We start from the raw sequence: 24997 nt of genomic DNA on the forward strand, positions 1-24997 counted from the left end.
ACAACAGGAGAACGGTCCGGCGGAGGCACTAGACTTGAGCCGATGTCTGAGCAGCCAACCCCCGTCCAAACCGCAGGATCCGCCGTGTCCCCGTCCGTGGAGGCAGCGCCGGCGTCGTCTGTCGAATCCGCACCGGTGAGCCCCCTTCCCCGGGAAGTGGCAGCCGCCCTCAAGCGCGATGGCGCGGGCCTGGTTGCCGCCGTGGTGCAGCAGTACGACACGAACGAGGTGCTCATGCTCGGCTGGATGGACGACGAAGCCCTGCACCGCACCATGACCACCGGCCGCGTGACGTTCTACTCCCGCTCCCGCCAGGAGTACTGGCGCAAGGGTGACACTTCAGGACACGTCCAGTGGGTCAAGTCCGTCGCCATGGACTGCGACGGCGATGCCCTCCTGGTGCGCGTCGACCAGGTGGGCGCCGCCTGCCACACCGGGACCCGGAGCTGCTTCGATGGCAGGGACCTTGACGTCGTCGCGGGCCAGGCAGGCTAGGCGGTACACACGGCCCGGGCCGGCCCGCAGCCGGCTGCGGGCATCCCAGCAAAGCACACCCAGGGAACCGGCGAGGCCGGCCCTTTCGAAGAACAGGCGGACAAGCACAGCCATGCAGGACCTCGGAACCATCAGCCCCAGCCTTGAGGAGTTCCGGGAACTCGCCGGCCACAGCCGCGTCATTCCCGTCCGGCTCAAGGTCCTCGCCGACGCCGAAACCCCCATCGGCCTTTACCGGAAGCTTGCCCAGGGGCAACCCGGCACTTTCCTCATGGAATCGGCCGCCGTGGGCGGAGCCTGGTCGCGCTACTCGTTCATCGGTGCCCGGTCCCGGGCCACGCTGACCACCAAGGACGGCGAGGCGCACTGGCTGGGCGAACCGCCCGCCGGGGTGCCGGTCAGCGGCAGCCCGGTGGACGCCATCCGCGACACCATCGACGCCCTGCGCACGGACCGGTTCGAAGGGCTGCCGCCCTTCACGTCCGGCCTGGTGGGCTTCCTCGGCTGGGAAACCGTCCGGCACTGGGAGCGGCTGGTCAGTCCGCCGGAGGACGACCTGCACCTGCCTGAGATGGCGCTGAACCTGGTCACGGACATGGCAGTGCACGACAACGTTGACGGCACCGTCCTGCTGATCGCCAACGCCATCAACTTCGACAACAGTTCCGAGCGCGTCGATGAGGCCTGGCACGACGCCGTGGCCCGGGTCAAGGAACTCCTGGCCAGGATCAGCGCTCCGGTGGTGCAGCCCGTGTCCGTACTGGCACCTGCTGCCCTGGACTTCGCCTCCAGCGTCCAGGAACGCTGGGACGAAGCCGAGTACCTGGCAGCCCTGGACCGCGGCAAGGAAGCCATCGTCGACGGCGAAGTTTTCCAGGTGGTGATCTCGCGCCGCTTCGAGATGGAATGCAAGGCGTCCGCCCTGGACGTCTACCGCGTGCTCCGCAACACCAATCCCAGCCCGTACATGTACATCTTCAGCCTCGAAGACGCCCAGGGCCGCGAATACTCCATCGTCGGGTCATCCCCGGAGGCGCTGGTGACCGTCACGGGCGAGGAAGTCATTACACACCCCATCGCCGGCTCCCGCCCGCGCGGCAAGACCGTCGAGGCGGACAAGGCCCTGGCCGAGGAACTGCTCGCCGACCAGAAGGAACGCGCCGAGCACCTGATGCTGGTGGACCTGTCCCGCAACGACCTCTCCAAGGTCTGCGTGGCCGGCACGGTGGATGTCACCCAGTTCATGGAGGTGGAGCGCTTCAGCCACATCATGCACCTGGTGTCCACCGTCGTGGGCCGTCTGGCTCCGCAGGCCAAGGCGTACGACGTCCTGAAGGCCACGTTCCCGGCCGGCACCCTTTCCGGTGCCCCCAAGCCCAGGGCCCTGCGCCTCCTCGATGAGCTGGAACCGCACCGCCGCGGCATCTACGGTGGCGTGGTGGGCTACCTCGACTTCGCCGGGGACATGGACATGGCCATCGCCATCCGGTCCGCACTGCTCCGCGACGGGCGGGCCTACGTCCAGGCCGGGGGCGGGATCGTGGCCGACTCCGTGAACCCCACCGAGGCCCTCGAAACCGTCAACAAGGCCGCCGCCCCGCTGCGCGCGGTCCACACCGCCGGCTCCCTGCACAACATTTCGGCGGAATCCCTGCCCGGCGGGACTGATTCCTGATGCCGGATCCCGGAGCAACGGTGAACCCCGCAGGCAACGCCGGCATGCCAGTCGGTGCCAAGGCGCGGAAGAACCGCGGGGCGCCGATGTGGGCACGCAAGTCGACGCTGGTGATGCTGATCACGCTCCTCGCGCTGGCCGCCTTCGGCACCACCACCCAAACCTGGATGACAGCCACCCTCGACCCCAACCAGGTGGGCCAGGCCGCAGCCACCCAAAACGCCGTCCAGGTGCAGGGCAGCAAGGCCGCCACCACCGTGACAGCCCTGGCGCTGGTGGCCCTGGCCGGGGGACTTGCTGCTGCCATCGCCGGCAGGATTGCCCGGTGGATCATTACCGCCATCATCGTCCTGGCCTCGGCCGGCGTGGTCACCGCCGCGGCCACCGTCCTGGCGGACCCCCTTGCGGCCGCGCAGGGGACCATCGCAGGCGCCACCGGGATCTCCGGCAGCCAGGCGCACGTTGAACTCACCCCCTTTCCGGCACTCGCCGTCGTCGCCGGCTGCCTGCTGGCGCTGGCCGCCCTGCTGATCCTCCCGGCGTCCCGGTACTGGAAGACGCGGACGAAATATGACGCACCCGGCGCCGCGGGGACCGTTGCAGCGGCAGGGCCGGTGGACGAGATCGACAGCTGGGACCGGCTTTCCCGCGGCGAAGACCCGACCTAAGGCCTTCGGCCGCCACTTCCGGCCCGGGCGCCCAGCCCTGCGGTACGCGGGCGGCGGCCAAAAAATGGCAGAATGTAAGCAGTATCCACCCTGAGGAGATTTTCCATGAGCAAAGCACCTGCGTCCGTTTCCAAGTCCGGCACCCGCCAGGTCGCCCCGGGCGCCATCGACCACAGCCAGGAACTTGGCCACGGCAACAGCCCGGCCGCATGGACCTGCGTGATCGTTATGCTCGTCGGCGCGCTCATCGCAGCCATCGCCTTCGTCATCGCCAGCACCCCCATCTTCATCGGCGGTGCCGTTGTCATGGTGATCGGCCTGATCCTCGGTTACGTCATGCGTAAGGCCGGCTACGGCGTCGAGGGCAGCAAGCTGAAGAACTCCGGCCACTGATGGCCACAGTTCTCGATGACATCAACGCCGGTGTCAGGGAGGATATGGACGCCAGGAAGCGCCTCGTTACCCTGGCTGAGCTGAAGGACCTGGCCCAGGCCGCGGCACCCGCCCGCGACGCCTGGGCAGCCCTCGGCGGAACTTCCCCAACCCGGGAACAGCTGAAAGTCATCGCCGAAATCAAGCGCCGCAGCCCCTCCAAAGGCGATCTCGCCAGCATCGGGGATCCGGCGTCGCTCGCCAGGCAGTACGCCGACGGCGGTGCCTCCGTCATCAGCGTCCTCACCGAACAGCGCCGCTTCAACGGGTCCCTGGCCGACCTCGACGCCGTGCGCGCCGCCGTCGACATCCCGCTGCTGCGCAAGGACTTCACGCTCGACGAGTACCAGATCTGGGAAGCCCGTGCCCACGGCGCCGACCTCATCCTGCTCATCGTCGCGGCCCTCTCGGACGCCCAGCTCGCCGAGTTCAGCGCCCTCAGCCGGGAGCTCGGCATGAACGTCCTGGTGGAGACGCACACGGAGGAGGAAATCGAGCGGGCCGTCGCGGCCAACGCCCGGATCATCGGGGTCAACGTGCGCAACCTCAAGACGCTCGACGTCGACCGTTCCGTGTTTGCCTCCCTTGCGGGCATGATTCCCGCCGAGGCCGTGGTGGTGGCTGAGTCAGGCGTCCGGGACGCCGCCGACGTCACGCACTACGCCGCCAACGGCGCGAACGCCATCCTGGTGGGCGAGGCCTTGGTAAGCCACGCAACTCCCCGGGAACGCATCGCCGAATTCACTGCCGCCGGCGCCGCTGCCATAGCTGCCCGCGCCTGAGGCACACAGCATCCATCCCGCGGGGCCGGCAGCTGGCGGCTCCGCGGGGCAAGCACATAGTTCCGGCGTCCGGCCGGAGCCGCACACTTTTGACCACAACCAACCGAACAGGACAGGACTGATGGCTGACGCACCCTCGGGAAACGCTGACAACAAGACCGCGGACGCATTCCTGCAGGGCGGATCCCTCCGCCACGCCCCCGGGCCGTACTTCGGCAACTACGGCGGGCGATGGATGCCTGAATCGCTCATCGCTGCCCTGGACGAACTCGAAGAGACCTTCAACAAGGCCAAGGACGATCCCGAATTCCGGGCGCAGATTGCCGATCTCAACAAGAACTACTCCGGCCGGCCGTCCCTGCTGACGGAAGCCAAACGGTTCTCCCAGCACGCCGGGGGAGTGCGGGTGTTCCTCAAGCGCGAGGACCTGAACCACACCGGCTCGCACAAGATCAACAACGTCCTGGGCCAGGCACTGCTCGCCAAGCGCATGGGCAAGACCCGCATCATCGCCGAAACCGGCGCCGGCCAGCACGGCGTGGCCAGTGCCACCGCCGCCGCCCTGATGGGCATGGAGTGCGTGGTGTACATGGGCGCCGAGGACTGCCGCCGCCAGGCCCTGAACGTAGCCCGCATGGAGCTGCTGGGCGCCAAGGTCATTCCGGTGACCAGCGGATCCCAGACCCTCAAGGACGCCATCAACGAGGCCCTCCGGGACTGGGTGGCCAACGTGTCCAACACCCACTACCTCCTGGGCACCGCGGCAGGCGCCCACCCGTTCCCCGCCATGGTCCGCTACTTCCACGAGGTCATCGGCGAGGAAGCACGCGCCCAGATCCTCGAGCAGGAGGGCCGGCTCCCCGACGCTGTCTGCGCCTGCATCGGCGGCGGTTCCAACGCCATAGGCATCTTCCACGGGTTCCTCGATGATCCGAGCGTGAAGATCTACGGGTTTGAAGCCGGCGGCGACGGCGTGGAAACCGGCCGGCACGCCGCCACCATCACCCTGGGCAAGCCCGGCGTCCTCCATGGCGCGCGCTCCTACCTGATGCAGGACGACGACGGGCAGACTATCGAGTCGCATTCCATCTCCGCGGGACTGGACTACCCGGGCGTCGGCCCGGAACACTCCTACCTGGCCGACATTGGACGGGTCAGCTACGAGCCCATCACGGACGGTGAAGCGATGGAAGCCTTCCGCCTCCTCTGCCGCACCGAAGGCATCATCCCGGCCATCGAGTCCTCGCACGCGCTGGCAGGGGCCATCAAGGTGGGCCAGCGGCTCGCCGCCGAAGATCCGGCCTCCGCCGGCGACAAGATCGTGATCGTCAACCTGTCCGGACGCGGCGACAAAGACGTGGCCACCGCCGCCGAATGGTTTGACCTGTTGGACAAGAATTCCGCCGAATCCGAAATCGGCAAAGAGGGGGAGCAGCTGTGAGCAGCGCAGACATCGCCAGCCAGGCAGGGACCACCAGCAAGTCGGCAGCGGCCATCGACAGGGCGCGCTCCCAGGGGCGCTCGGCCCTTATCGGCTACCTCCCCGCCGGCTTTCCCACCGTGGAGGACACCATCGCCGCGGGCATTGCCCTCGCGGAGAACGGTGCCGACCTGATCGAAATCGGCATCCCCTACTCCGACCCCGTCATGGACGGCCAGGTCATCCAGGCCGCCACCACCGAGGCCCTGGCCAAAGGCTTCCACGTCAGCCAGGTGTTCGACGTCGTCGCGGGAATCACCAGCAAGACCGATGCCGCCGTCCTGGTCATGACCTACTGGAACCCCGTGGTCCGGATGGGCGTCGACGAATTCTCCCGGCGGCTCTCGGAAGCCGGCGGCGCAGGCCTCATCACCCCGGACCTGATTCCGGACGAGGCCTCCGAGTGGATGGCAGCCTCTGACAAGTACGGCCTGGACCGGGTGTTCCTCGTGGCACCGTCCTCCACGCCGGAGCGCATGCAGCGGACCGTGGACGCAAGCCGCGGCTTCGTCTACGCAGTCTCCATCATGGGCGTCACGGGCGCCCGGACGTCCGTCAGCACCGCCGCCAAGGACGTTGTGGCGGCCGCACACGGCGCAGGCGCAGAACGCGTCTGCGTTGGCCTTGGCGTCTCCACCGCGGACCAGGTCCGCGAAATTGCCGCCTACGCCGAAGGCGTCATCGTGGGCACTGCCCTGGTGGCAGCGCTCCGCGACGGCGGAGTGGACGCCGTCGGCGCCCTCACCAAGGACCTCGCCACCGGGCTGACCCGGGAATCCGGCCTTTCGCAGGAAACCGGGGCGTAGCCGTGCAGCCGCTCCTTCAGGCAACCGCCCTGGCACCCACCTTGGTGTCCGCCAGCATCCCCAGCCCGGACTGGTCCGGCTTCGACATCCCCCTCCCTTGGGGCAGCCTGAGGATCCATGCCTACGCGCTGTGCATCCTGGCCGGCATCGTGGCGGGCCTCTGGCTGACGTCCGCCCGCTGGGCCAAGCGCGGCGCCCCTGAAGGCAGCGTCTGGGACATCGTCATCTGGGCCATCCCCTTCGGCATCATCGGCGGCCGGCTCTACCATGTGGTCTCATCCCCGGACGCGTACTTCGGCCCCGGCTTCAACGGCACCGGAGACCTCTCCCTGATCCCGCAGATCCAGCGCGGCGGGCTGGGAATCTGGGGCGCCGTCGTCCTCGGTGCCGTGGGTGCCTGGATCGGCTGCCGGCGCAGCGGCGTGAAGCTCAGCGCCTTCGTCGATGCTGCCGCGCCGGGCCTGCTCCTGGCCCAGGCCATCGGCCGGTGGGGCAACTACTTCAACCAGGAACTCTTCGGCGGGCCCACCACCCTGCCGTGGGGCCTGCAGATCGACGCCAACAACCCCAACTTTCCCGCCGGAATGCCTGCCGACACCCTCTTCCACCCGACCTTCCTTTACGAGTCCCTGTGGAACCTCGCCGGCGTCTTGATCCTGCTGGCCCTGGACCGGCGGTTCAATTTCCGCCGGAGCAGGCTCTTCTGGCTGTACGCCATGTACTACACGCTGGGCCGCGTCTGGATTGAAGCCATGCGCATCGACGACGCCGAGCAGATCAGCATCCTGGGCATCACCACCCGGCTCAACGTCTGGACCAGCATCTTCGTGTTCCTGGCTGCCCTGGCGGCCTTCATCATCATCGGGCTCAAAGGCCGCCCGGAGCCGGACACGGTGTATCTCGCAGGCCACGAACCGGACCAGCCGGTTACGGCCGGCCCACATTCCGAGACAGTCACAGAGGTCCGTGATCCGGACAATGTTGTCTCAGATAGTGATTCGCGTGGTAATCTCCCAGATAACCACAGCGGTTCCAGGCATGCTTCCGACCCCACGGAAGAAGCCGCGGCGGCACCGGCCGGCTCAAAGCCCGGCACGGATGCAACCGCTGCCGGACATTCCGGCAGCACAGCCACGGGACCCGCGTCGGAGGCCGGCACCGGAAAGTAGGGCGCCGGCCAGGCAGGGCAGTAGAGCCACCGCTCGAAGGGCCCGAAACCACAATGTCGTGGCATGGGGCACCGTCCGTACAGCGTGAAGCTGCTGTCCGGTGTTGCCCCGGGCAGGTACCTGCGTAACCGTTAGTTCAGCAGGCTGCGCTGACCTACAATTTCCAGTAATCAACACTTTGTTGTGCCCTTGCAACGGCGCCGACGAGTGGGGCCAACGGTGTCCCTTCCATACGCACGATCAGGAGGAAGGACGTCTCCCATGACCCAAACTCTTAACACTCCCAGCTGGTCCGGACCGGCGGATCAGCCTGAGGCTGCAGTGTCGCCGTTCAAGCGCTTCGCAGCCATGCCGGAGGCCGCCGGGCTGTACAACCCGGAACAGGAGAAGGACGCCTGCGGGCTCGCCATTATCGCGACGCTGCGCGGCGAGCCCGGGTACGACATCGTCGATGCCGCCCTGACCGCGCTGCGCAACCTTGAGCACCGCGGCGCCGTGGGCGCCGACGAGGGAACCGGCGACGGCGCGGGCCTGCTCATGCAGATCCCGGACGAGTTCTTCCGGGCCGTCACCGAGTTCGAGCTGCCGGCTCCGGGACAGTACGTTGCCGGTACCGCGTTCCTTCCTGCCGAACAGCGGGAGGCCGACGCCGCCAAGGCCGGCATCGAGGGGCTGGCTGCCGACGAGGGCCTCAAGGTCCTCGGCTGGCGTGAAGTGCCGGTGGTCGCCGACCTGGTAGGCGCCATGGCACGTGCCTGCATGCCCTACTTCTCCCAGCCCTTCCTGGCGTCCGCCAACGGCGAGGAACTGGACCGCAACGAGCTGGACTCCCGCGCCTGGCGGATCCGCAAGCGTGCCCAGAACAAGTTCGGCGTGTACTTCCCGTCGCTGTCCTCCCGCACCATTGTGTACAAGGGCATGCTCACCACCGCCCAGCTCGAACCGTTCTACCCGGACCTGTCCGACAAGCGGTTCAAGACCAAGCTGGCGATCGTGCACTCGCGTTTCTCCACCAACACCTTCCCGTCCTGGCCGCTCGCGCAGCCGTTCCGCACCATCGCCCACAACGGTGAAATCAACACCGTCAAGGGCAACCGGAACTGGATGCGCGCCCGCCAGTCGCAGCTTGCCAACCCGCTGCTGGGTGACTCGCCGGAGGAGCTGTACCCCATCTGCACCCCCGGCGCCTCCGACTCCGCCTCCTTCGACGAGGTGGCCGAACTGCTGTGGCTCTCCGGCCGGCCCATCACGCACTCGATCATGATGATGATCCCCGAGGCCTGGGAAAACCACGCCACCATGGATCCGGCCCGCCGTGCGTTCTACGAGTACCACTCGCTGCTGATGGAACCCTGGGACGGCCCCGCCGCCGTCTCCTTCACCGACGGCAACCTGGTGGGCGCTACCCTGGACCGCAACGGACTGCGTCCCGGCCGCTTCTGGATCACCGAGGACGGCCTGATCGTCTTCGCCTCCGAGGTGGGCGTGATCGACGTCGAACCCTCCAAGGTGGTCAAGAAGGGCCGTGTGTCCCCGGGCAAGATGTTCCTGGTGGACACCGACTCCGGCCGCATCATTGACGACGAAGAGGTCAAGGCCGAAGTGGCCGCGGCCAACCCGTGGGCCGAATGGGTCAAGGACAACCTGATCGACCTCAACGACCTGCCCGAGCGTGAGCACGTGGTCCACACTGCCGCGTCCGTGAATATCCGCCAGCGCACCTTCGGCTACACCACCGAGGAACTGAAGATCCTGCTGGGCCCGATGGCCCGGACCGGCGCCGAGCCGCTGGGGGCCATGGGTTCGGATACCCCGGTGGCCGTGCTGTCCAAGCGCCCGCGCCTGCTGTTCGACTACTTCGTGCAGTCCTTTGCGCAGGTCACCAACCCGCCGCTGGATGCCATCCGCGAAGAGCTGGTCACCTCGCTGACCTGCGCCATCGGACCCAACGGCAACCTCCTGGACACCAAGCAGGTCCGCCAGCCCCAGGTCCAGCTGCCCTTCCCGGTGATCAACAACGACCAGCTCGCCAAGATCGCCAACATCGAGGACGCCGACGGCAACCGCGTGGCCATGAAGGTCCGCGGCCTGTACCGCCCCGAAGGCGGCGAGAACGCGCTCCGCGCCCGGCTCACCGAAATCTGCGAGCAGGTCTCCGGCGCCATCAACCGCGGCGTGCAGTACATCGTGCTGTCCGACCGTGACTCCAACGCCCAGTGGGCGCCCATCCCGTCGCTGCTGCTGGTCAGCGCCGTGCACCACCACCTGCTGCGCAGCGCCAACCGCACCAAGACCGCCCTGGTGGTCGAGGCCGGCGACGTCCGCGAGACCCACCACGTTGCAGTCCTCATCGGCTACGGCGCGTCCGCCGTCAACCCGTACCTCGCCATGGAATCGGTGGAGCAGCTCATCGCTGCCGGCGACGTCACCGGCGTGACCCCGCAGGACGGCGTCTACAACCTCATCAAGGGCCTCGGCAAGGGCGTCCTGAAGATCATGTCCAAGATGGGCATCTCCACGGTGGCCTCCTACACCGGCGCCCAGACCTTCGAGGCACTCGGCCTGGGCCAGGACCTGGTGGACGAATTCTTCGCCGGCACACACTCCCAGCTGGGCGGCGTGGGCCTGGACGTCATCGCCGCCGAGGTCTCCGCCCGGCACCAGATGGCCTACCCCGAGGGCGGCATCGAACAGCCGCACCGGCCGCTCCTGGGCGGCGGCGAGTACCAGTGGCGCCGCGACGGCGAGCCGCACCTCTTCAACCCGGAGACCGTCTTCCGGCTGCAGCACGCCACGCGTGAGCGCCGCTACGACATCTTCAAGGCGTACACCAGGGGAGTGGACGACCAGTCCACCAACCTCATGACCCTCCGCGGCCTGCTCAAGTTCAAGAACGAGCGCCCGTCCGTTCCCCTTGAGGAAGTGGAGCCCGTTTCCAGCATCGTCAAGCGGTTCTCCACCGGTGCGATGAGCTACGGCTCCATCTCCCAGGAGGCCCACGAGACGCTGGCCATCGCCATGAACCAGCTGGGCGGCAAGTCCAACACCGGTGAAGGCGGCGAGGACGTGGAGCGCCTGCTCGACCCGAAGCGCCGCTCGGCCGTCAAGCAGATTGCGTCCGGCCGCTTCGGCGTGACCAGCCTCTACCTGACCAACGCCGACGACATCCAGATCAAGATGGCGCAGGGTGCCAAGCCCGGCGAAGGCGGCCAGCTCATGGCGCAGAAGGTCTACCCGTGGGTTGCCCGCACGCGGCACTCCACCCCGGGTGTCGGACTGATTTCCCCGCCCCCGCACCACGACATCTACTCGATCGAGGACCTCGCGCAGCTCATCTACGATGCCAAGCGCGCCAACCCCTCGGCCCGTGTGCACGTGAAGCTCGTCTCCGAAGTCGGGATCGGCACCGTGGCGTCCGGCGTGACCAAGGCGAAGGCCGACGTCGTCCTCGTCTCCGGCCATGACGGCGGCACCGGCGCCTCCCCGCTGAACTCGCTCAAGCATGCCGGTGTTCCGTGGGAGCTCGGCCTGGCCGAGACCCAGCAGACCCTGATGCTCAACGGCCTGCGCGACCGCGTGGTGGTGCAGGTGGACGGCCAGCTCAAGACCGGCCGCGACGTGGTCATCGCCGCCCTCCTCGGTGGTGAGGAGTTCGGGTTCGCCACCGCGCCGCTGGTGGTGGAAGGCTGCATCATGATGCGCGTCTGCCACCTGGACACCTGCCCGGTGGGCGTCGCCACGCAGAACCCAGAGCTGCGGGCCCGCTTCAGCGGCAAGCCGGAGTTCGTGGTGAACTTCTTCGAGTTCCTGGCGGAGGAAGTCCGCGAGATCCTGGCGGAGCTCGGCTTCCGGAGCCTCGAGGAGGCCATCGGCCACGCCGAGGTCCTGGACACCCGCGAGGCGATCGACCACTGGAAGGCCGACGGCCTGGACCTGGACCCGATCCTGCACGGCCTGGAGTTCGACGACGACGCGCCGCTGCGGAACATGACCGGCCAGAACCACGAGCTGGACAAGCACTTCGACCAGCGGCTGATCACCATGGCCACCGAGGCGCTGACGGACCGCAGCCCGGTGAAGATCACCGTGGATGTCATCAACACCGACCGCTCAGTGGGCACCATGCTGGGCCACGTTGTTACCAAGACCTTTGGTACCGACGTCCTGGCCACCGACACCATCGACGTGACGCTGAACGGCACCGCCGGCCAGTCCCTGGGCGCCTTCCTGCCCGCGGGCATCACCCTGCGGCTGTACGGCGACTCGAACGACTACGTGGGCAAGGGCCTGTCCGGCGGCCGGATCATCGTCCGCCCGGACCGTACCAACGTGTTCAAGGCGGAGACCAACGTCATCGCCGGCAACGTGATCGGCTACGGCGCCACCAGCGGCGAGATGTTCCTGCGGGGCCAGGTGGGCGAACGCTTCCTGGTCCGCAACTCCGGTGCCACCGCCGTCGTCGAAGGCATTGGCGACCACGGCTGCGAGTACATGACCGGCGGCCAGACGCTGATCATCGGACGCACCGGCCGCAACTTCGGCGCGGGCATGTCCGGCGGTACCGCCTACGTCCTGGACCTGAGGACCACCCGCGTCAACAAGCAGGCGCTGGAGTCCGGCGAACTGCAGCTGCGCGAGCTGGACTCCGAGGACCGCGACATCGTCCACGGCCTGCTGGTCAAGCACGTGGAAGAAACTGACTCCCAGCTGGCGGCACGCCTCCTCGAGAACTTCGATGACACCGCCGCCCGCATCACCAAGGTGCTGCCGCGCGACTACGCGGCCGTGCTGCAAACCCGTCTCGACGCCATCGAAGAGGGCCTTGACCCCGACGGCGAAGAAGTATGGTCTCGAATCCTGGAGGTTACCGGTGGCTGATCCACGCGGATTTCTGAAAGTACGCCAGCGTGAAACCCAGCCACGCCGTCCCGTTCCCGTCCGCATCATGGACTGGAAAGAGGTCTACGAGGCGCAGGAAAAGGGCACGCTGAAGGCACAGGCCGGACGCTGCATGGACTGTGGTGTTCCCTTCTGCCACCAGGGCTGCCCACTGGGCAACCTCATCCCGGAGTGGAACGACCTCATGTGGCGGGACAAGGGCGATGAAGCAATCGAGCGCCTGCACGCGACGAACAACTTCCCCGAGTTTACGGGCCGGCTTTGCCCGGCACCCTGCGAGGCGTCCTGCGTACTGGGAATCAACCAGCCCGCCGTCACCATCAAGCAGGTGGAGGTGTCGATCATCGACGAGGCCTGGGACAACGGCTGGGTCAGCCCGTTGCCGCCCACCCGCCTCACCGGCAAGACCGTCGCAGTAGTCGGATCCGGCCCTGCCGGCCTGGCCGTCGCCCAGCAGCTCACCCGCGTGGGCCACACTGTTGCCGTCTACGAGCGGGACGACAAGATCGGCGGCCTGCTACGGTACGGCATCCCCGACTTCAAGATGGAAAAGGAGCAGGTGGACCGCCGCGTCGAGCAGATGAAGGCGGAAGGCACCCGCTTCCGGACCGGCGTGTCCGTGGGCACCGACGTCACCTGGGAGCAGCTGCGCAGGCGCTACGACGCCGTCGTGGTCTGCACGGGTGCCACCGTTCCACGCGACCTGCCCATCCCGGGCCGTGACCTGGACGGCGTCCACTTCGCCATGGACTACCTGGTGCCCGCCAACCGCGCGGTGGCCGGGGAAACCATCGAGGACCAGATCAACGCCCACGGCAAGCATGTGGTGATCCTGGGCGGCGGCGATACCGGTGCCGACTGCCTGGGCACCGCGCACCGGCACGGCGCCGCGTCCGTCACCACCCTGGCCATCGGCAAGCAGCCGCCGGCAGAGCGGGCCAGCCACCAGCCGTGGCCGACGTTCCCCACCCTCTTCGAGGTTGCCAGCGCACACGAGGAAGGCGGCGAACGCACCTACCTCGCCTCCACCGTCGAGTTCGTGGGCGAAAACGGCAAGCTCACCGGGGTGAAGGTGGCCGAGACCGAGTTCGTGGACGGCAAGCGGCTCCCCAAAGCCGGCACCGAGCGGATCATCCCCGCCGACCTGGTGTTCCTGTCGCTGGGCTTCACCGGCGCCGAACCTGCCGGAATCACCGAGCAGGTCAGCGCTGAGTTCGACGGCCGCGGCAACGTGGCACGCGACGGTTACTACATGACCAACACCGAAGGCGTGTTCGTTGCCGGTGACGCCGGCCGCGGGCAGTCCCTGATCGTGTGGGCCATCGCCGAGGGCCGCGCAGCTGCCGCCGCGGTGGACAAGTACCTGATGGGAAGCACCATCCTTCCTGCACCCGTCGCGCCAACGGACCGTGCCATCGCCGTCCTCTGACCGCTGACCCGGGGGATGCATCGAGGGTTCACCTCGCAGACAACTTAACCAATGCAAGAGACCAATAGGGTAGGTATATGAGACGCGCAAAAATTGTGGCTACGTTCGGCCCGGCCATTGCCAGCTACGAAAACACCCTCGCGGTGCTGGAGGCCGGCGTTGACGTCGCCCGCATGAACATGAGCCACGGCGACTACACCGTGCACGACAACACCTACGAGAACGTCCGCAAGGCCGCGTCCGACCTGAGCAAGGCAGTGGCCATCATGGCCGACCTGCAGGGTCCCAAGATCCGCCTGGGCCGCTTCGTTGATGGCCCGCACGCCCTCGCTGTTGGCGACATCTTCACCATCACCACCGAGGATGTTCCCGGCACCAAGGACATCTGCTCCACCACGCTCAAGAGCCTCACCGAGGACGTCAACGTGGGCGATGCCCTGCTGATCGACGACGGCAAGGTGGCACTGCGTGCCATCGAGGTCGACGACGTCAAGGTGGTCGCCGAGGTGACCGTCGGCGGCATGGTGTCCAACAACAAGGGCATCAACCTTCCCGGCGTGGCCGTCAACGTCCCCGCGCTGAGCGAAAAAGACGAGGACGACCTCCGCTGGGCCATCCGCCGCGGTGTCGACCTGGTGGCGCTCTCGTTCGTTCGCGACGCCCAGGACATCACCCGGGTGCACGAGATCATGGACGAGGAAGGCCGCCGCGTGCCGGTCATCGCCAAGATCGAAAAGCCGCAGGCAGTGGACCAGCTGCCCGAGATCATCGACGCGTTCGACGCCATCATGGTGGCCCGTGGCGACCTCGGCGTGGAACTGCCGCTGGAGGAAGTGCCGATCGTCCAGAAGCGTGCCGTCGAACTGGCCCGCCGCTGGGCCAAGCCGGTAATCGTGGCCACCCAGGTCCTCGAGTCCATGATCGACAACCCGCGCCCCACCCGTGCAGAGGCGTCCGACTGCGCCAACGCCGTGCTGGACGGTGCCGACGCCGTGATGCTGTCCGGTGAGACCAGCGTGGGCAAGTACCCGATCGAGACGGTCAAGACCATGGCCCGGATCATCGAGTCCACCGAAGTCCACGGCCTGGAGCGCGTCCCTCCGCTGGGGACCAAGCCCAAGACCCGTGGTGGCGCCATCACGCGGGCCGCCGTCGAAATCGCCGACCAGCTGGACGCGAAGTACATCTGTACCTTCACCCAGTCCGGCGACTCCGCCCGGCGCCTCTCCCGGCTCCGGCCCATCAAGGCCGTGTTCGCCTTCACTCCGGTGGAGCACGTGTGGAACCAGCTCGCGCTGACCTGGGGCATCCAGCCGGTGCTGGTCCCCATGGTGGGCCACACCGATGAGATGACGTCCCAGGTTGACCGCAGCCTGCTGGAAATGGACCTGGTGGACGACGGCGACCTGGTGGTCATTGCCGCCGGTTCCCCTCCCGGAAAAGCCGGGTCCACGAACATGCTGAAGGTCCACAAGGTGGGCGACCTCGCCGACGCCGGCAGCCAGGGCGGCGAGCCCGGCAGCAACCGCGAGAAGCTCGGCCCCTGGCCGGAAAAGAAGAAGAAGAACCAGGCCGCCCAGGCCTAGGCTTCAACGAAAAGGACCCCTGCTGTTGGCAGGGGTCCTTTTCGCTGTTGTGGCCCTTTAGTGACCGTTTGCGGCTGGTGGCCGGGCCGTCGTCGTAATCCTTCGCGGCCCGGCCAGGGCGCTAGTTGACCTGGTTGATGATGGTTTCGGCGACCTCGCGCATGCTGAGGCGGCGGTCCATGGAGGTCTTCTGGATCCAGCGGAAAGCTTCCGGCTCCGTCAGGCCCATCTTGGTGGTCAGCAGGCTCTTGGCGCGCTCGACGAGCTTGCGGGTGGCGAACTGCTCCTGAAGGTCCGACACCTCGCTTTCGAGGGCCTTGATTTCCTCGTGGCGGGAGAGTGCGATCTCCAGTGCCGGGATGAGGTCAGCGGGCGTGAACGGCTTGACCACGTAGGCCATGGCGCCGGCGTCGCGGGCACGCTCCACGAGTTCCTTCTGGCTGAAGGCGGTCAGCAGCACCACGGGGGCAATGCGGGCCTTGACGATCTTCTCCGCCGCGGAAATGCCGTCCATAACGGGCATCTTGACGTCCATCAGGACCAGGTCCGGCTTCAGTTCCTCGGCGAGCTGGACGGCCTTCTCGCCGTTGTCCGCCTCGCCCACGACGTCATAGCCTTCACCGCGCAGGATCTCGATAATGTCGAGGCGGATGAGGGTTTCATCCTCTGCCACAATGACGCGGCGCGCCGGCTGGGACGTGGGCTTGGACTCCGTCTGTTCAGTCACGGGATCTCCTTGAAAAGGTACGGCGGGACATCACTATCTTAGGTGCCACCGCGGCTGTACTTGGCTTGCAGGGGTTCGTTTGCGGCGACGGCGGCGCGATTCTGGAATTCAGCCTATCTGCATGTAGAGTAATTCCGCGTACGTGAAGCGATCGCGTTGCTCACAGTCAGCTGTGGGCGTAGCTTTTTGCTCCATGTAATCCGCGCCCGAGTGGCGGAATTGGCAGACGCGCCGCACTCAAAATGCGGTATCGAAAGGTGTGTGGGTTCGAGTCCCACCTCGGGCACGACGTTTTCCCTCGTCAGAGGCGTTTTTGCTTTGACGTGTTGACAAAGCTTGTGGTCGCGTCGCTCTGACGGCTGGTTCGCGGGCTGTGGCCTGGCCGCCGCGTGGCCTGTTCAGGTGTGTGGGGTGGCGGGTTTTAAGTCCCTGGCTGGGGGCCTTCCGCCTGCCGTGGGTGGGGTTATGCAGTTCCTCGTTCCGGTTCTGTTGAGTAGGCCCGGTAGTGGCTTACACCTATTCATGGTCCGGGGGAGCGGGGACAACATGACTCCGGCGATGTCGCTACAGGACGCCCTCTGGAAGGCGGCCTTAGGCTTGCCCGCGAGAGTCCCGCCCCGCACTTTGTCCTGCCAAAGAGGGTGTGGACAGTGTCCACACTTATGTCTGCTTTAAGGGCGTCCAGTGGCGGCTAGGAGCGGGCAGGTTTCAGGAGGGGCAAGTAGTGCCCTAGCTGCGCCCTGGGGAATGGCCCAGCGACCACCCAGACCAGAAGCCGACCAGCGAACCTTTTGGCTTCTGGTCGTGCGAAAATCGCGGGGGAGCGCGGAACCAGGACCTACAGAAGCGCATGCGCCCCTGACATCCTGGATGCTTTGGGGTGCTACCCCACGGTGCTCTGACCAAGTTGACCGTATGCTGCCGTTTAGCGCGTAATCAGAAGGGTGGGATTTCGATCCGGGGTGTGAGCGAGTCATCCATGGCTTGAGCGCCTATATCCTGAGGGTTGCTGCGATCTGCTGCATGATGGTGGGGTCCGAGAGGGTGGTGGCGTCGCCCGGGTCGCGGCCTTCGGCGACGTCCTTGAGCAGGCGGCGCATGATTTTCCCGGAGCGTGTCTTGGGCAGTTCAGGTACTACCAGGATCGCCTTCGGTTTGGCGATGGGGCCGATTTCCTTGCCGACGTGGTTCCGGAGCTCCTGGACTGTTTCGTCGCCGTTGTTGGGGGCGTCTCCGCGGAGGATGACGAAGGCGACGACGGCCTGGCCGGTGGTCTCGTCCGCGGCGCCCACGGCGGCGGCTTCGGCCACGGCGGGGTGGGAGACCAGGGCGGACTCGATTTCCGTGGTGGAGAGCCGGTGCCCGGAGACGTTCATGACGTCATCCACCCGGCCCAGGAGCCAGATGTCGCCGTCCTCGTCCTTCTTGGCGCCGTCCCCGGCGAAGTACATGTTTTCGAACCGGGACCAGTAGGTGTCCTTGAACCGCTCAGGGTCGCCCCAGATGCCGCGCAGCATGGCCGGCCAGGGTTCGCGGATCACCAGGAAGCCGCCGTGGCCGTTGGGCACGGACTGGCCCATCTCGTCGACGACGTCCACGGCGATGCCGGGCAGCGGCACCTGGGCCGAGCCCGGTTTGGTGGCGGTGACTCCGGGGAGCGGGGCGATCATTTGGGCGCCCGTCTCGGTCTGCCACCAGGTGTCAACAATCGGGGCGGGGTTTTGCTTCTTTTCGCCGTTCTTGCCGCCGTTTCCGCCGATGACCGTCCGGTACCACATCCAGGCCTCGGGGTTGATGGGTTCACCCACGGAGCCGAGGACGCGCAGGGAGGAGAGATCGTACTTGTCCGGGATCTCCCGGCCCATTTCATGAACGTCCGGATGGCCGTGGGGGCGGTGTAGAGGATGGAGACCTTGTACTTCTCCACGATCTCCCACCAGCGGCCCTGGTGCGGTGAGTCCGGGGTGCCCTCGTACATGACCTGGGTGGCGCCGTTGATGAGCGGGGCGTAGGCGACGTAGGAGTGGCCGGTGACCCAGCCGACGTCGGCCGTGCACCAGTACACGTCCGTCTCCGGGTGCAGGTCGAAGACCGCCTTTTGGGTGTACGCGGTCTGGGTGAGGTACCCGCCGGTGGTGTGGAGGATGCCCTTCGGCTTCCCGGTGGTGCCGGAGGTGTACAGGATGAACAGCGGGTGCTCGGAGTCATGCCCGACGGCCGTGTGCTCGGCGGAGGCAGCCTCAACCGTGTCCGCCCACCAGTGGTCCCGGCCCTCGTGCCAGTCCACGTCCTGGCCGTTGCGCTTGACCACCACGACGTTCGGGACCGTGTGGCCGCCTGCATCTCCCCCGCGGGACAACGCTTCGTCCACGGCACTCTTCAATGCGCTCGGCTTGCCGCGCCGGTAGGTGCCGTCAGCGGTGACCACGAGCTTGGCTTCGGCGTCGTCGATCCGTGAGCGCAGGGCGTCCGCGGAGAAGCCGCCGAACACCACCGAGTGCACGGCGCCGATCCGGGCGCAGGCGAGCAACGTGATCACGGCCTCGGGAATCATGGGCAGGTAGACCGCCACCCGGTCGCCCTTGGCCACGCCGAGGGACTCGAAAGCGTTGGCTGCCTTCTTCACCTCTTCGGTGAGCTGCGCGTAGGTGTAGGTGCTGGTGTCGCCTGGTTCGCCCTCGAAGTAGATGGCGACCCTGTCGCCCAGGCCGTTCTCAACGTGCCTGTCCAGCGCGTTGTAGGCGGCGTTGACCTCCCCGCCCACACACCACTTCGCGAACGGCGGGTTGGACCAGTCCAGCGCCTGATCGAAATCCTTGCTCCAGGTCAGCAGCTCGCGGGCCTTCTTCGCCCAAAAGGCGGGACGGTCAGCACCGGCCTCGTCATACTCCGCCGCGGTCACGACCGCGTTCGCGGCAAACTCCGCGTCTGGAATAAATCGATGCGCTTCATGCTTCCAATTCGGGATCGTTGAGGAGGTCACAGGTTATCTGACTTTCTCCATGTGAGGGCGGTGCTAAGACCGCTCTGGAGCGTTCGGGCGTTTAGGGCTTGGCGTGACAGTGGTTGTGCCCACGAAAGTTGGTCAGCCCGGTGCTGTGCAGTGCCGGGCCGGATCGGGTCTCCGTGCGCGGCAGTTAGATGGTGTCCAGTGCAAAACCCCGCGGCGGAAGGTCGTGGGCGGGTCCCTCTTCCTCCCAGCGCAGCCGGCGAACAATGAGTTTCCAAACAACGGCGCTGCCATTGATGGACGGCATGAGGCTTCCCTCCGTGATGAAGTGAGTGTTCTTTTCGTCATTGGATGGTGCCCACCATCCATTGAAGGGGCAGTGATCGCCGGTCCGGGGACTCTGCGGGATGCCGGCTGTATGCTGCGGGTGCGTGCGTTTCTTCACGGTCCTGATCCTGAACTTTCCATGTCGAGGTTTGATTCGAAATGTTGTGTTGCCGGCCAGTGAGCGGTACGGCGTGTTACCAGCCGCGTTCGGCGAGGCGGTGCGGTTGGGGGATTTCGTCGACGTTGATGCCGACCATGGCTTCGCCGAGGCCGCGGGAGGCTTTGGCGATGACGTCGGGGTCGTCGAAGAAGGTGGTGGCCTTCACGACGGCGGCGGCGCGCTGGGCGGGGTTGCCGGACTTGAAGATGCCGGAGCCAACGAACACGCCGTCAGCGCCGAGCTGCATCATCATCGCGGCGTCGGCCGGTGTGGCGATGCCGCCGGCGGTGAACAGCACCACGGGGAGCTTGCCGGCAGCGGCGACTTCCTTGACCAGTTCGTACGGGGCCTGCAGTTCCTTGGCCGCGACGTACAGCTCGTCCTCGGGCAGGGCGGCGAGCTTGGCGATCTCGGCGCGGATCTTGCGCATGTGCCCGGTGGCGTTGGAGACGTCGCCGGTGCCGGCCTCGCCCTTGGACCGGATCATGGCAGCGCCCTCGTTGATGCGGCGCAGGGCCTCACCAAGGTTGGTGGCGCCACAGACGAAGGGAACCTTGAAGTTCCACTTGTCGATGTGGTTGACGTAGTCGGCCGGGGTCAGGACCTCGGACTCGTCGATGTAGTCCACGCCGAGGGACTGCAGGACCTGGGCCTCGACGAAGTGGCCGATCCGGGCCTTGGCCATGACCGGGATGGACACGGCATCGATGATCTGGTCGATCATATCCGGATCGGACATCCGGGACACGCCGCCCTGGGCGCGGATATCGGCCGGAACGCGCTCCAGCGCCATGACAGCCACGGCACCGGCGTCTTCGGCGATGCGGGCCTGCTCGACGTTGACGACGTCCATGATGACGCCGCCCTTGAGCATCTCAGCCATGCCACGCTTCACACGGCTGCTGCCCGTGACAGGCCGGGACCAATCTGGGGCTTGTGATGAGGTGATCATGAGCGTCCTTTTTGGGTGTGATGGGTGGAAGAAGCGGACGACGACGTGGCGGTGACCAGTTCGTGCCAGTCGGCGACGAGCGGCAGGTTGTGGGCCTCGGAGACGGAGTGGTGTGCCACGTGGCCGGAGGCGATGTTGAGGCCTGCGGCCAGGGCCGGGTCGCGGTCGAAGGCCGCTTTGACGCCCAGGTTCGCCAGGGACACGGCGTAGCGGAGGGTCACGTTGGTCAGCGCGTAGGTGGAGGTGTTGGGCACGGCGCCGGGCATGTTGGCGACGCAGTAGAAGATGGTGTTGTGCACCTTGTAGGTGGGTTCCTGGTGCGTGGTGGGGTGGGTGTCCTCGAAGCAGCCGCCCTGGTCCACGGCGATGTCCACCAGGACTGAGCCGGGCTTCATGCGGGCCACGAGGTCGTTGGTGACCAGCTTCGGGGCCTTGGCGCCGGGGATCAGGACGGAGCCGATCACCAGGTCGGCGTCCACCACGGACTTTTCGATCTCGTACTTGTTGGACGCCACTGTCTTGAGCCTGCCCTGGTACTGGGCGTCCAGTTCGCGCAGGCGGTTGATGTTGATGTCCAGGATGGTGACGTCGGCGCCCAGGCCCAGGGCCATGGCTGCGGCGTTGGTACCGGCAACGCCGGCGCCCAGGACAACCACCTTGGCGGGCCGTACGCCGGGCACGCCGCCCAGCAGCACGCCCTTGCCGCCGGCGGGTGCCATCAGGGAAGTGGCGCCCACCTGGACGGAGAGCCGGCCGGCGACCTCGGACATGGGGGCCAGCAGCGGGAGGGTGCGGCCTTCCTGGACGGTCTCGTAGGCGATGGCGGTGACGCCGGAGTTGATGAGCTCGCGGGTGAGTTCGGGCTCGGCCGCCAGGTGGAGGTAGGTGAAGAGGATCAGGCCCTTCCGGAAGCGGTGGTACTCGACCTTGACCGGTTCCTTGACCTTCATGACCATGTCGGCGCGGGCCCAGACATCGTCGGCTTCGTTGACGATTTCTGCACCTGCGATGGAGTATTCCTCGTCGGTGATGCCGGAGCCAAGCCCCGCGCCGCGTTCCACCAGGACGGTGTGGCCGTTGCTGCGGAACTCGTGGACGCCGGCGGCCGTGATGGCCGCCCGGAACTCGTTGTTCTTGATTTCTTTGGGGACGCCGATGATCATCGTGGGCTCCATCTGTGGGTTTTGTGTCGGGAGGCTCCAGGCCTTCCTCGACGTGGCTGGGCGCTCCCAGGCAAGTCATCTTCGCATCGCCGGTAACGCACAATTTACATTCGGATTGTTGACAATAGTACACCCGGCTCTTAGGTTTTATGTAACACACGTCACAGCGTGTGATCCTGTTGACTATCCCCGGCATGGGCCGGGTGAAGGAGTAATTATGACGGGCAATATTTCGCGGCGGAACCTCCTGCGGGGTGCAGGCGTGGCGGCACTCGGGGTTTCGGTGGCCGGCTGGGCGACAGGCTGTTCCACTGTGGCGCCAGGCGGTCCTGCCTCCGGCGCTGCCAGCAACTTGCTGGAACAGGCTAAGGCCCAGGGATTCCTGCGCGTGGGCATCGCCAACGAGCCCCCCTACACGCAGGTCGGCGCCGACGGCACAGTCACCGGTTGCGAGCCGGACGTTCTCCGCGCAGTCTGCAAGAAGCTGGGCATCGGGGAGGTCCAGGGCATCATTACGCCCTACGAATCCATGATTCCCGGCCTCAACGCCAACCGCTGGGATGTCATCGCCGCCGGCCTGTTCATGAAGGAATCCCGCTGCGCGCAGGTGCTCTACTCGGAGCCGGTGATCGTCTCCACAGAATCGTTTGCCACCCCTAAGGGCAACCCCAAGGGCATCACCTCTGTGTCCGCCATCCTGGCCGATCCGTCAATGCGGATTGCTGTCCTCCCGGGCGGTTTCGAGGAGGGTGTTCTCAAGACCGCCAACGTGCCTGCGTCCCAGCAGGTGAAGATCAACGACGGACGCAGCGGCCTGGAAGCACTCAAAGCCAACCGCGCCGATGCTTTCATGCTGCCTACGCTCTCCCTTAAGGCTCTTGCAAAAGACGATTCAAGCTTTGACATCAGCAAGCCGGTAGATGACGCTCCGCGCACCGGTTCCGGTGCTGCCTTCCGCCAGTCCGACGCTGCCTTCCACGAGGCCTACAACAAGGAGCTCGCAGCGTTCAAGAAAACGCCGGAGTTCGCAGAAATCCTCAGCAAGTGGGGCTTTGACGCGTCCGTGGTGGAAGGCGTAACCGCCCAGGACCTATGCAAGACCGCGGGCTGATGCCCCTGCCGGCAGAAGGGAGGCGGGAATGTCTGCAGTAATCGAGTACGCGCCGCTGCTGTGGCAGGGGCTCCTGACCACCATCCTGGTGGCGGTGCTCAGTGGGGCGTTATGCCTGGTGGTCGCGTTTGCGGCTGGCCTGGCACGACTATCCAGCCACCGGATCATCAGCTGGCCGGCCGGAGTGTTCATTGAGGTATTCCGCGGAACGTCGCTGCTGGTCCAGATGTTCTGGCTGTTCTTCGCATTGCCGTTCTTTGGAATCCAGCTCCACCCGCTCACCGCTGCGGTCCTGGCGCTCGGGCTGAACGAGGGCGCGTATGCCGCAGAAGTCGTACGCGGCGCCATCGCCAGCCGGGCCAAAGGCCAGACCGAAGCGTGCATCGCATTGGGTATGGAACCCGCACTGAGGCTCAGGCGCATCATCATCCCGCAGTCGATCCCTGCCATGCTGCCGCCCTTCGGAAACGTCATGGTGGACCTGCTGAAGAACACCTCACTCGTCTCCCTCGTCACGGTGGCGGACCTGACCTTCCGGGCACAGATGATCCGGAGCAGCACCGGGCAGACGACCGCGATTTTCATCACCATCCTGGTGATGTACTTCGTCCTCTCCTACGTACTGACGCTGCTCACCAGCTGGCTGGAACGGCGCTACGCGCTTGACCGGAAGGCACTCGCCGCCCAGCGCAAGGAAAGCCAACTCATGAAGGTAGGTGCAGCATGATCTGGGACAACAGCTTTGCCGTGTCCGTCATTCCGCTGCTCCTTGAGGGCCTCTGGGTCACGGTCAAGATCACCCTGTTGGGCACCCTGCTGGCTGCCCTTTTGGGTCTGTTCTTCGCGATTCTTCGGCGGCTCGCCATCCCGGTGCTGTCCCACGCCGTGTCCTTCTTCGTGGTGTTCGTGCGGGGAACCCCGCTGCTGGTCCAGGCCTACTGCGCATTCTTTGTCCTGCCGGCGTACAGCATCAGCTTCGACGCCTTCACCACCGGCGTAGTGGTTATAGGCGTGAACTACAGCGCCTACATGGCAGAGGTTTACCGCAGCGGTATCCAGGGTGTGCCCAAGGGCCAGTGGGAGGCAGCAACGGCGCTGAGCCTCCCGGGGGCCCGCACCTGGAGCAGGATCATCCTCCCGCAGGCAATACGCACCGTGGTCCCGATGCTCGGGAACTACCTCATCCAGATGTTCAAGGACTCAGCAGTTCTCTCAGCCATCACGGTGGTGGAACTCATGGCAACGGCACAGGCGATCGGAAGCTCCAGCTTCCGGTACCTGGAACCGCTGACCCTCGCAGCACTGTTGTTCCTGGCCATCAGCTACCCCGCCTCACGGCTCGTCAACAGATTGGAGCGGCGCTATGCGCCCCAGCACTGAACCCCAACCCCTGTCCACTCCGGTGGACCTTGCCCCCGATCCGATCGTCAGGTTCAAGAACGTCAGCAAGAACTGGGGATCAAACCAGGTCCTGAAGTCGCTGAACTTCGAAGTGGCGCCGGGGGAGAAGGTCTCCATCATCGGCCCTTCCGGATCGGGCAAGACCACGATCCTGCGTATCCTCATGACGCTGGAGACGCCCAGTGAAGGGCTCGTGAAGGTCGACGGCGACGTGCTGTGGGATGTCAACGCCGGCCAAAAGGTGCGCGAAACCAGGCAGATGCGGGAAACCCGGCGCAAGATCGGCATGGTGTTCCAGCAGTTCAACCTGTTTCCGCATATGACCGCCATGGAGAACGTCATCGAGGCGCCCATCCACGTGCTGGGCATGAACAAGGCGGAGGCGAAGGAACGCGCCGCGGAGCTGCTGAACCTAGTGGGCCTCGGGAAGCACATGAACCATACGCCGCCTCAGATGTCCGGCGGGCAGCAGCAGCGCGTGGCCATCGCCCGCGCGCTGGCTATGCGGCCCAGGGTGCTGTTGTTCGACGAGCCTACCTCGGCGCTTGACCCGGAGTTGATCGGCGAGGTGCTGAATGTGATCCGGAACCTTGCGCACACCACGGACATGACCATGCTCATGGTGACGCACGAGATGCGATTCGCGGAGGAGATCTCGGACCGGGTGGTGATGTTCGACAACGGGGCTGCCGTGGAAAGTGGACCGCCGGCCCAGATCTTCAAGGACCCGCAGCAGGAACGGACCCGGACCTTCCTCCGGGCCGTCCTGCAGCACTGACGGTGCG

Annotated in this window: 19 protein-coding genes, 1 tRNA gene and 1 pseudogene; 16 read left to right on the forward strand and 5 right to left on the reverse strand. The window is 66.2% G+C overall.

Translation table 11 applies throughout. From position 1 onward, the window contains the following. Positions 1-42 precede the first annotated feature (42 nt). The 11 genes from hisI (at position 43) to pyk (ending at position 15421) form a co-directional block, all read left to right on the forward strand. Positions 43-495: a phosphoribosyl-AMP cyclohydrolase gene (gene hisI, locus ACFVTD_RS19115; protein WP_387566081.1), complete on the forward strand. Its 453-nt coding sequence runs from the start codon at positions 43-45 to the stop codon at positions 493-495. A 112-nt stretch (positions 496-607) separates the two neighbouring features. Continuing rightward, entirely contained in the window at positions 608-2170 is a 1563-nt protein-coding gene (locus ACFVTD_RS19120; RefSeq protein ID WP_387566084.1) for an anthranilate synthase component I, read from the forward strand. Beyond that, a complete protein-coding gene (locus ACFVTD_RS19125; RefSeq protein WP_387566087.1) occupies positions 2170-2838 on the forward strand; it encodes a Trp biosynthesis-associated membrane protein in 669 nt (222 codons plus the stop codon). The genes ACFVTD_RS19120 and ACFVTD_RS19125 overlap by 1 nt, the downstream gene beginning before the upstream one ends. Before the next feature lie 105 nt (positions 2839-2943). Beyond that, complete coding sequence (locus tag ACFVTD_RS19130; protein WP_141160741.1) at positions 2944-3231, forward strand: HGxxPAAW family protein; 288 nt, start codon at positions 2944-2946, stop codon at positions 3229-3231. Continuing rightward, positions 3231-4052: an indole-3-glycerol phosphate synthase TrpC gene (gene trpC, locus ACFVTD_RS19135; RefSeq protein WP_387566091.1), complete on the forward strand. Its 822-nt coding sequence runs from the start codon at positions 3231-3233 to the stop codon at positions 4050-4052. Before ACFVTD_RS19130 ends, trpC begins: the two co-directional genes overlap by 1 nt. Positions 4053-4173: 121 nt before the next feature. Then, positions 4174-5493 (forward strand): tryptophan synthase subunit beta, encoded by a 1320-nt coding sequence (trpB, locus tag ACFVTD_RS19140; protein WP_387566094.1) that lies wholly within the window; start codon positions 4174-4176, stop codon positions 5491-5493. Beyond that, positions 5490-6338, forward strand: coding sequence for a tryptophan synthase subunit alpha (gene trpA / locus ACFVTD_RS19145; protein ID WP_387566097.1), 849 nt, complete (start codon positions 5490-5492; stop codon positions 6336-6338). Before trpB ends, trpA begins: the two co-directional genes overlap by 4 nt. 2 nt (positions 6339-6340) lie before the next feature. Further along, the gene (gene lgt / locus ACFVTD_RS19150; protein WP_387566100.1) at positions 6341-7507 is read left to right on the forward strand and encodes a prolipoprotein diacylglyceryl transferase; all 1167 of its coding nucleotides are present in this window, start codon (positions 6341-6343) and stop codon (positions 7505-7507) included. Positions 7508-7768: 261 nt separating this feature from the next. Beyond that, the gene (gene gltB, locus ACFVTD_RS19155) at positions 7769-12385 is read left to right on the forward strand and encodes a glutamate synthase large subunit (protein ID WP_387566103.1); all 4617 of its coding nucleotides are present in this window, start codon (positions 7769-7771) and stop codon (positions 12383-12385) included. Then, positions 12378-13835: a glutamate synthase subunit beta gene (locus ACFVTD_RS19160; protein WP_387566106.1), complete on the forward strand. Its 1458-nt coding sequence runs from the start codon at positions 12378-12380 to the stop codon at positions 13833-13835. The genes gltB and ACFVTD_RS19160 overlap by 8 nt, the downstream gene beginning before the upstream one ends. A gap of 77 nt (positions 13836-13912) precedes the next feature. Next, positions 13913-15421: a pyruvate kinase gene (gene pyk, locus ACFVTD_RS19165; protein WP_387566109.1), complete on the forward strand. Its 1509-nt coding sequence runs from the start codon at positions 13913-13915 to the stop codon at positions 15419-15421. Between the two features lie 121 nt (positions 15422-15542). On the opposite strand, the gene ACFVTD_RS19170 is transcribed toward pyk, so the two are convergent. Then, positions 15543-16148, reverse strand: coding sequence for an ANTAR domain-containing response regulator (locus tag ACFVTD_RS19170; protein WP_009358190.1), 606 nt, complete (start codon positions 16146-16148; stop codon positions 15543-15545). 204 nt (positions 16149-16352) lie between these two features. On the opposite strand from ACFVTD_RS19170, the gene ACFVTD_RS19175 reads away from it, so the two are divergent. Next, positions 16353-16434, forward strand: a tRNA-Leu gene (locus ACFVTD_RS19175). A 706-nt stretch (positions 16435-17140) separates the two neighbouring features. Here ACFVTD_RS19175 and acs read toward each other — a convergent pair. The 4 genes and pseudogenes from acs to ald form a co-directional block, all read right to left on the reverse strand. After that, positions 17141-19116 (reverse strand): annotated as a pseudogene (gene acs / locus ACFVTD_RS19180) (acetate--CoA ligase). 169 nt (positions 19117-19285) lie between these two features. Next, positions 19286-19543 (reverse strand): hypothetical protein, encoded by a 258-nt coding sequence (locus ACFVTD_RS19185; RefSeq protein WP_387566112.1) that lies wholly within the window; start codon positions 19541-19543, stop codon positions 19286-19288. A gap of 76 nt (positions 19544-19619) precedes the next feature. After that, positions 19620-20537, reverse strand: a complete 918-nt coding sequence (gene pdxS, locus ACFVTD_RS19190; protein WP_387566115.1) for a pyridoxal 5'-phosphate synthase lyase subunit PdxS — start codon at positions 20535-20537, stop codon at positions 19620-19622. Then, positions 20534-21700 (reverse strand): alanine dehydrogenase, encoded by a 1167-nt coding sequence (gene ald, locus ACFVTD_RS19195; RefSeq protein ID WP_387566118.1) that lies wholly within the window; start codon positions 21698-21700, stop codon positions 20534-20536. Before ald ends, pdxS begins: the two co-directional genes overlap by 4 nt. A 217-nt stretch (positions 21701-21917) precedes the next feature. Here ald and ehuB point away from each other — a divergent pair, with 217 nt between their 5' ends. Genes ehuB through ehuA form a run of 4 tightly spaced genes read left to right on the forward strand, consistent with a single transcriptional unit; the run spans position 21918 to position 24990 of the window. Further along, positions 21918-22811 carry an ectoine/hydroxyectoine ABC transporter substrate-binding protein EhuB gene (gene ehuB, locus ACFVTD_RS19200; protein ID WP_387566121.1) on the forward strand — a complete coding sequence of 298 codons (894 nt, stop codon included), beginning with the start codon at positions 21918-21920 and terminating at the stop codon, positions 22809-22811. Between the two features lie 28 nt (positions 22812-22839). Then, on the forward strand, positions 22840-23538 hold the full coding sequence (ehuC, locus tag ACFVTD_RS19205; protein WP_387566124.1) for an ectoine/hydroxyectoine ABC transporter permease subunit EhuC: 699 nt from the start codon (positions 22840-22842) through the stop codon (positions 23536-23538). Further along, the gene (gene ehuD, locus ACFVTD_RS19210) at positions 23535-24191 is read left to right on the forward strand and encodes an ectoine/hydroxyectoine ABC transporter permease subunit EhuD (protein ID WP_387566127.1); all 657 of its coding nucleotides are present in this window, start codon (positions 23535-23537) and stop codon (positions 24189-24191) included. Before ehuC ends, ehuD begins: the two co-directional genes overlap by 4 nt. Then, on the forward strand, positions 24175-24990 hold the full coding sequence (gene ehuA, locus ACFVTD_RS19215; protein WP_387566130.1) for an ectoine/hydroxyectoine ABC transporter ATP-binding protein EhuA: 816 nt from the start codon (positions 24175-24177) through the stop codon (positions 24988-24990). Before ehuD ends, ehuA begins: the two co-directional genes overlap by 17 nt. The last annotated feature ends 7 nt before the right edge of the window (positions 24991-24997 follow it).

The sequence above is a fragment of the Pseudarthrobacter sp. NPDC058119 genome (genome assembly GCF_042884655.1).
Classification (GTDB): domain Bacteria; phylum Actinomycetota; class Actinomycetes; order Actinomycetales; family Micrococcaceae; genus Arthrobacter.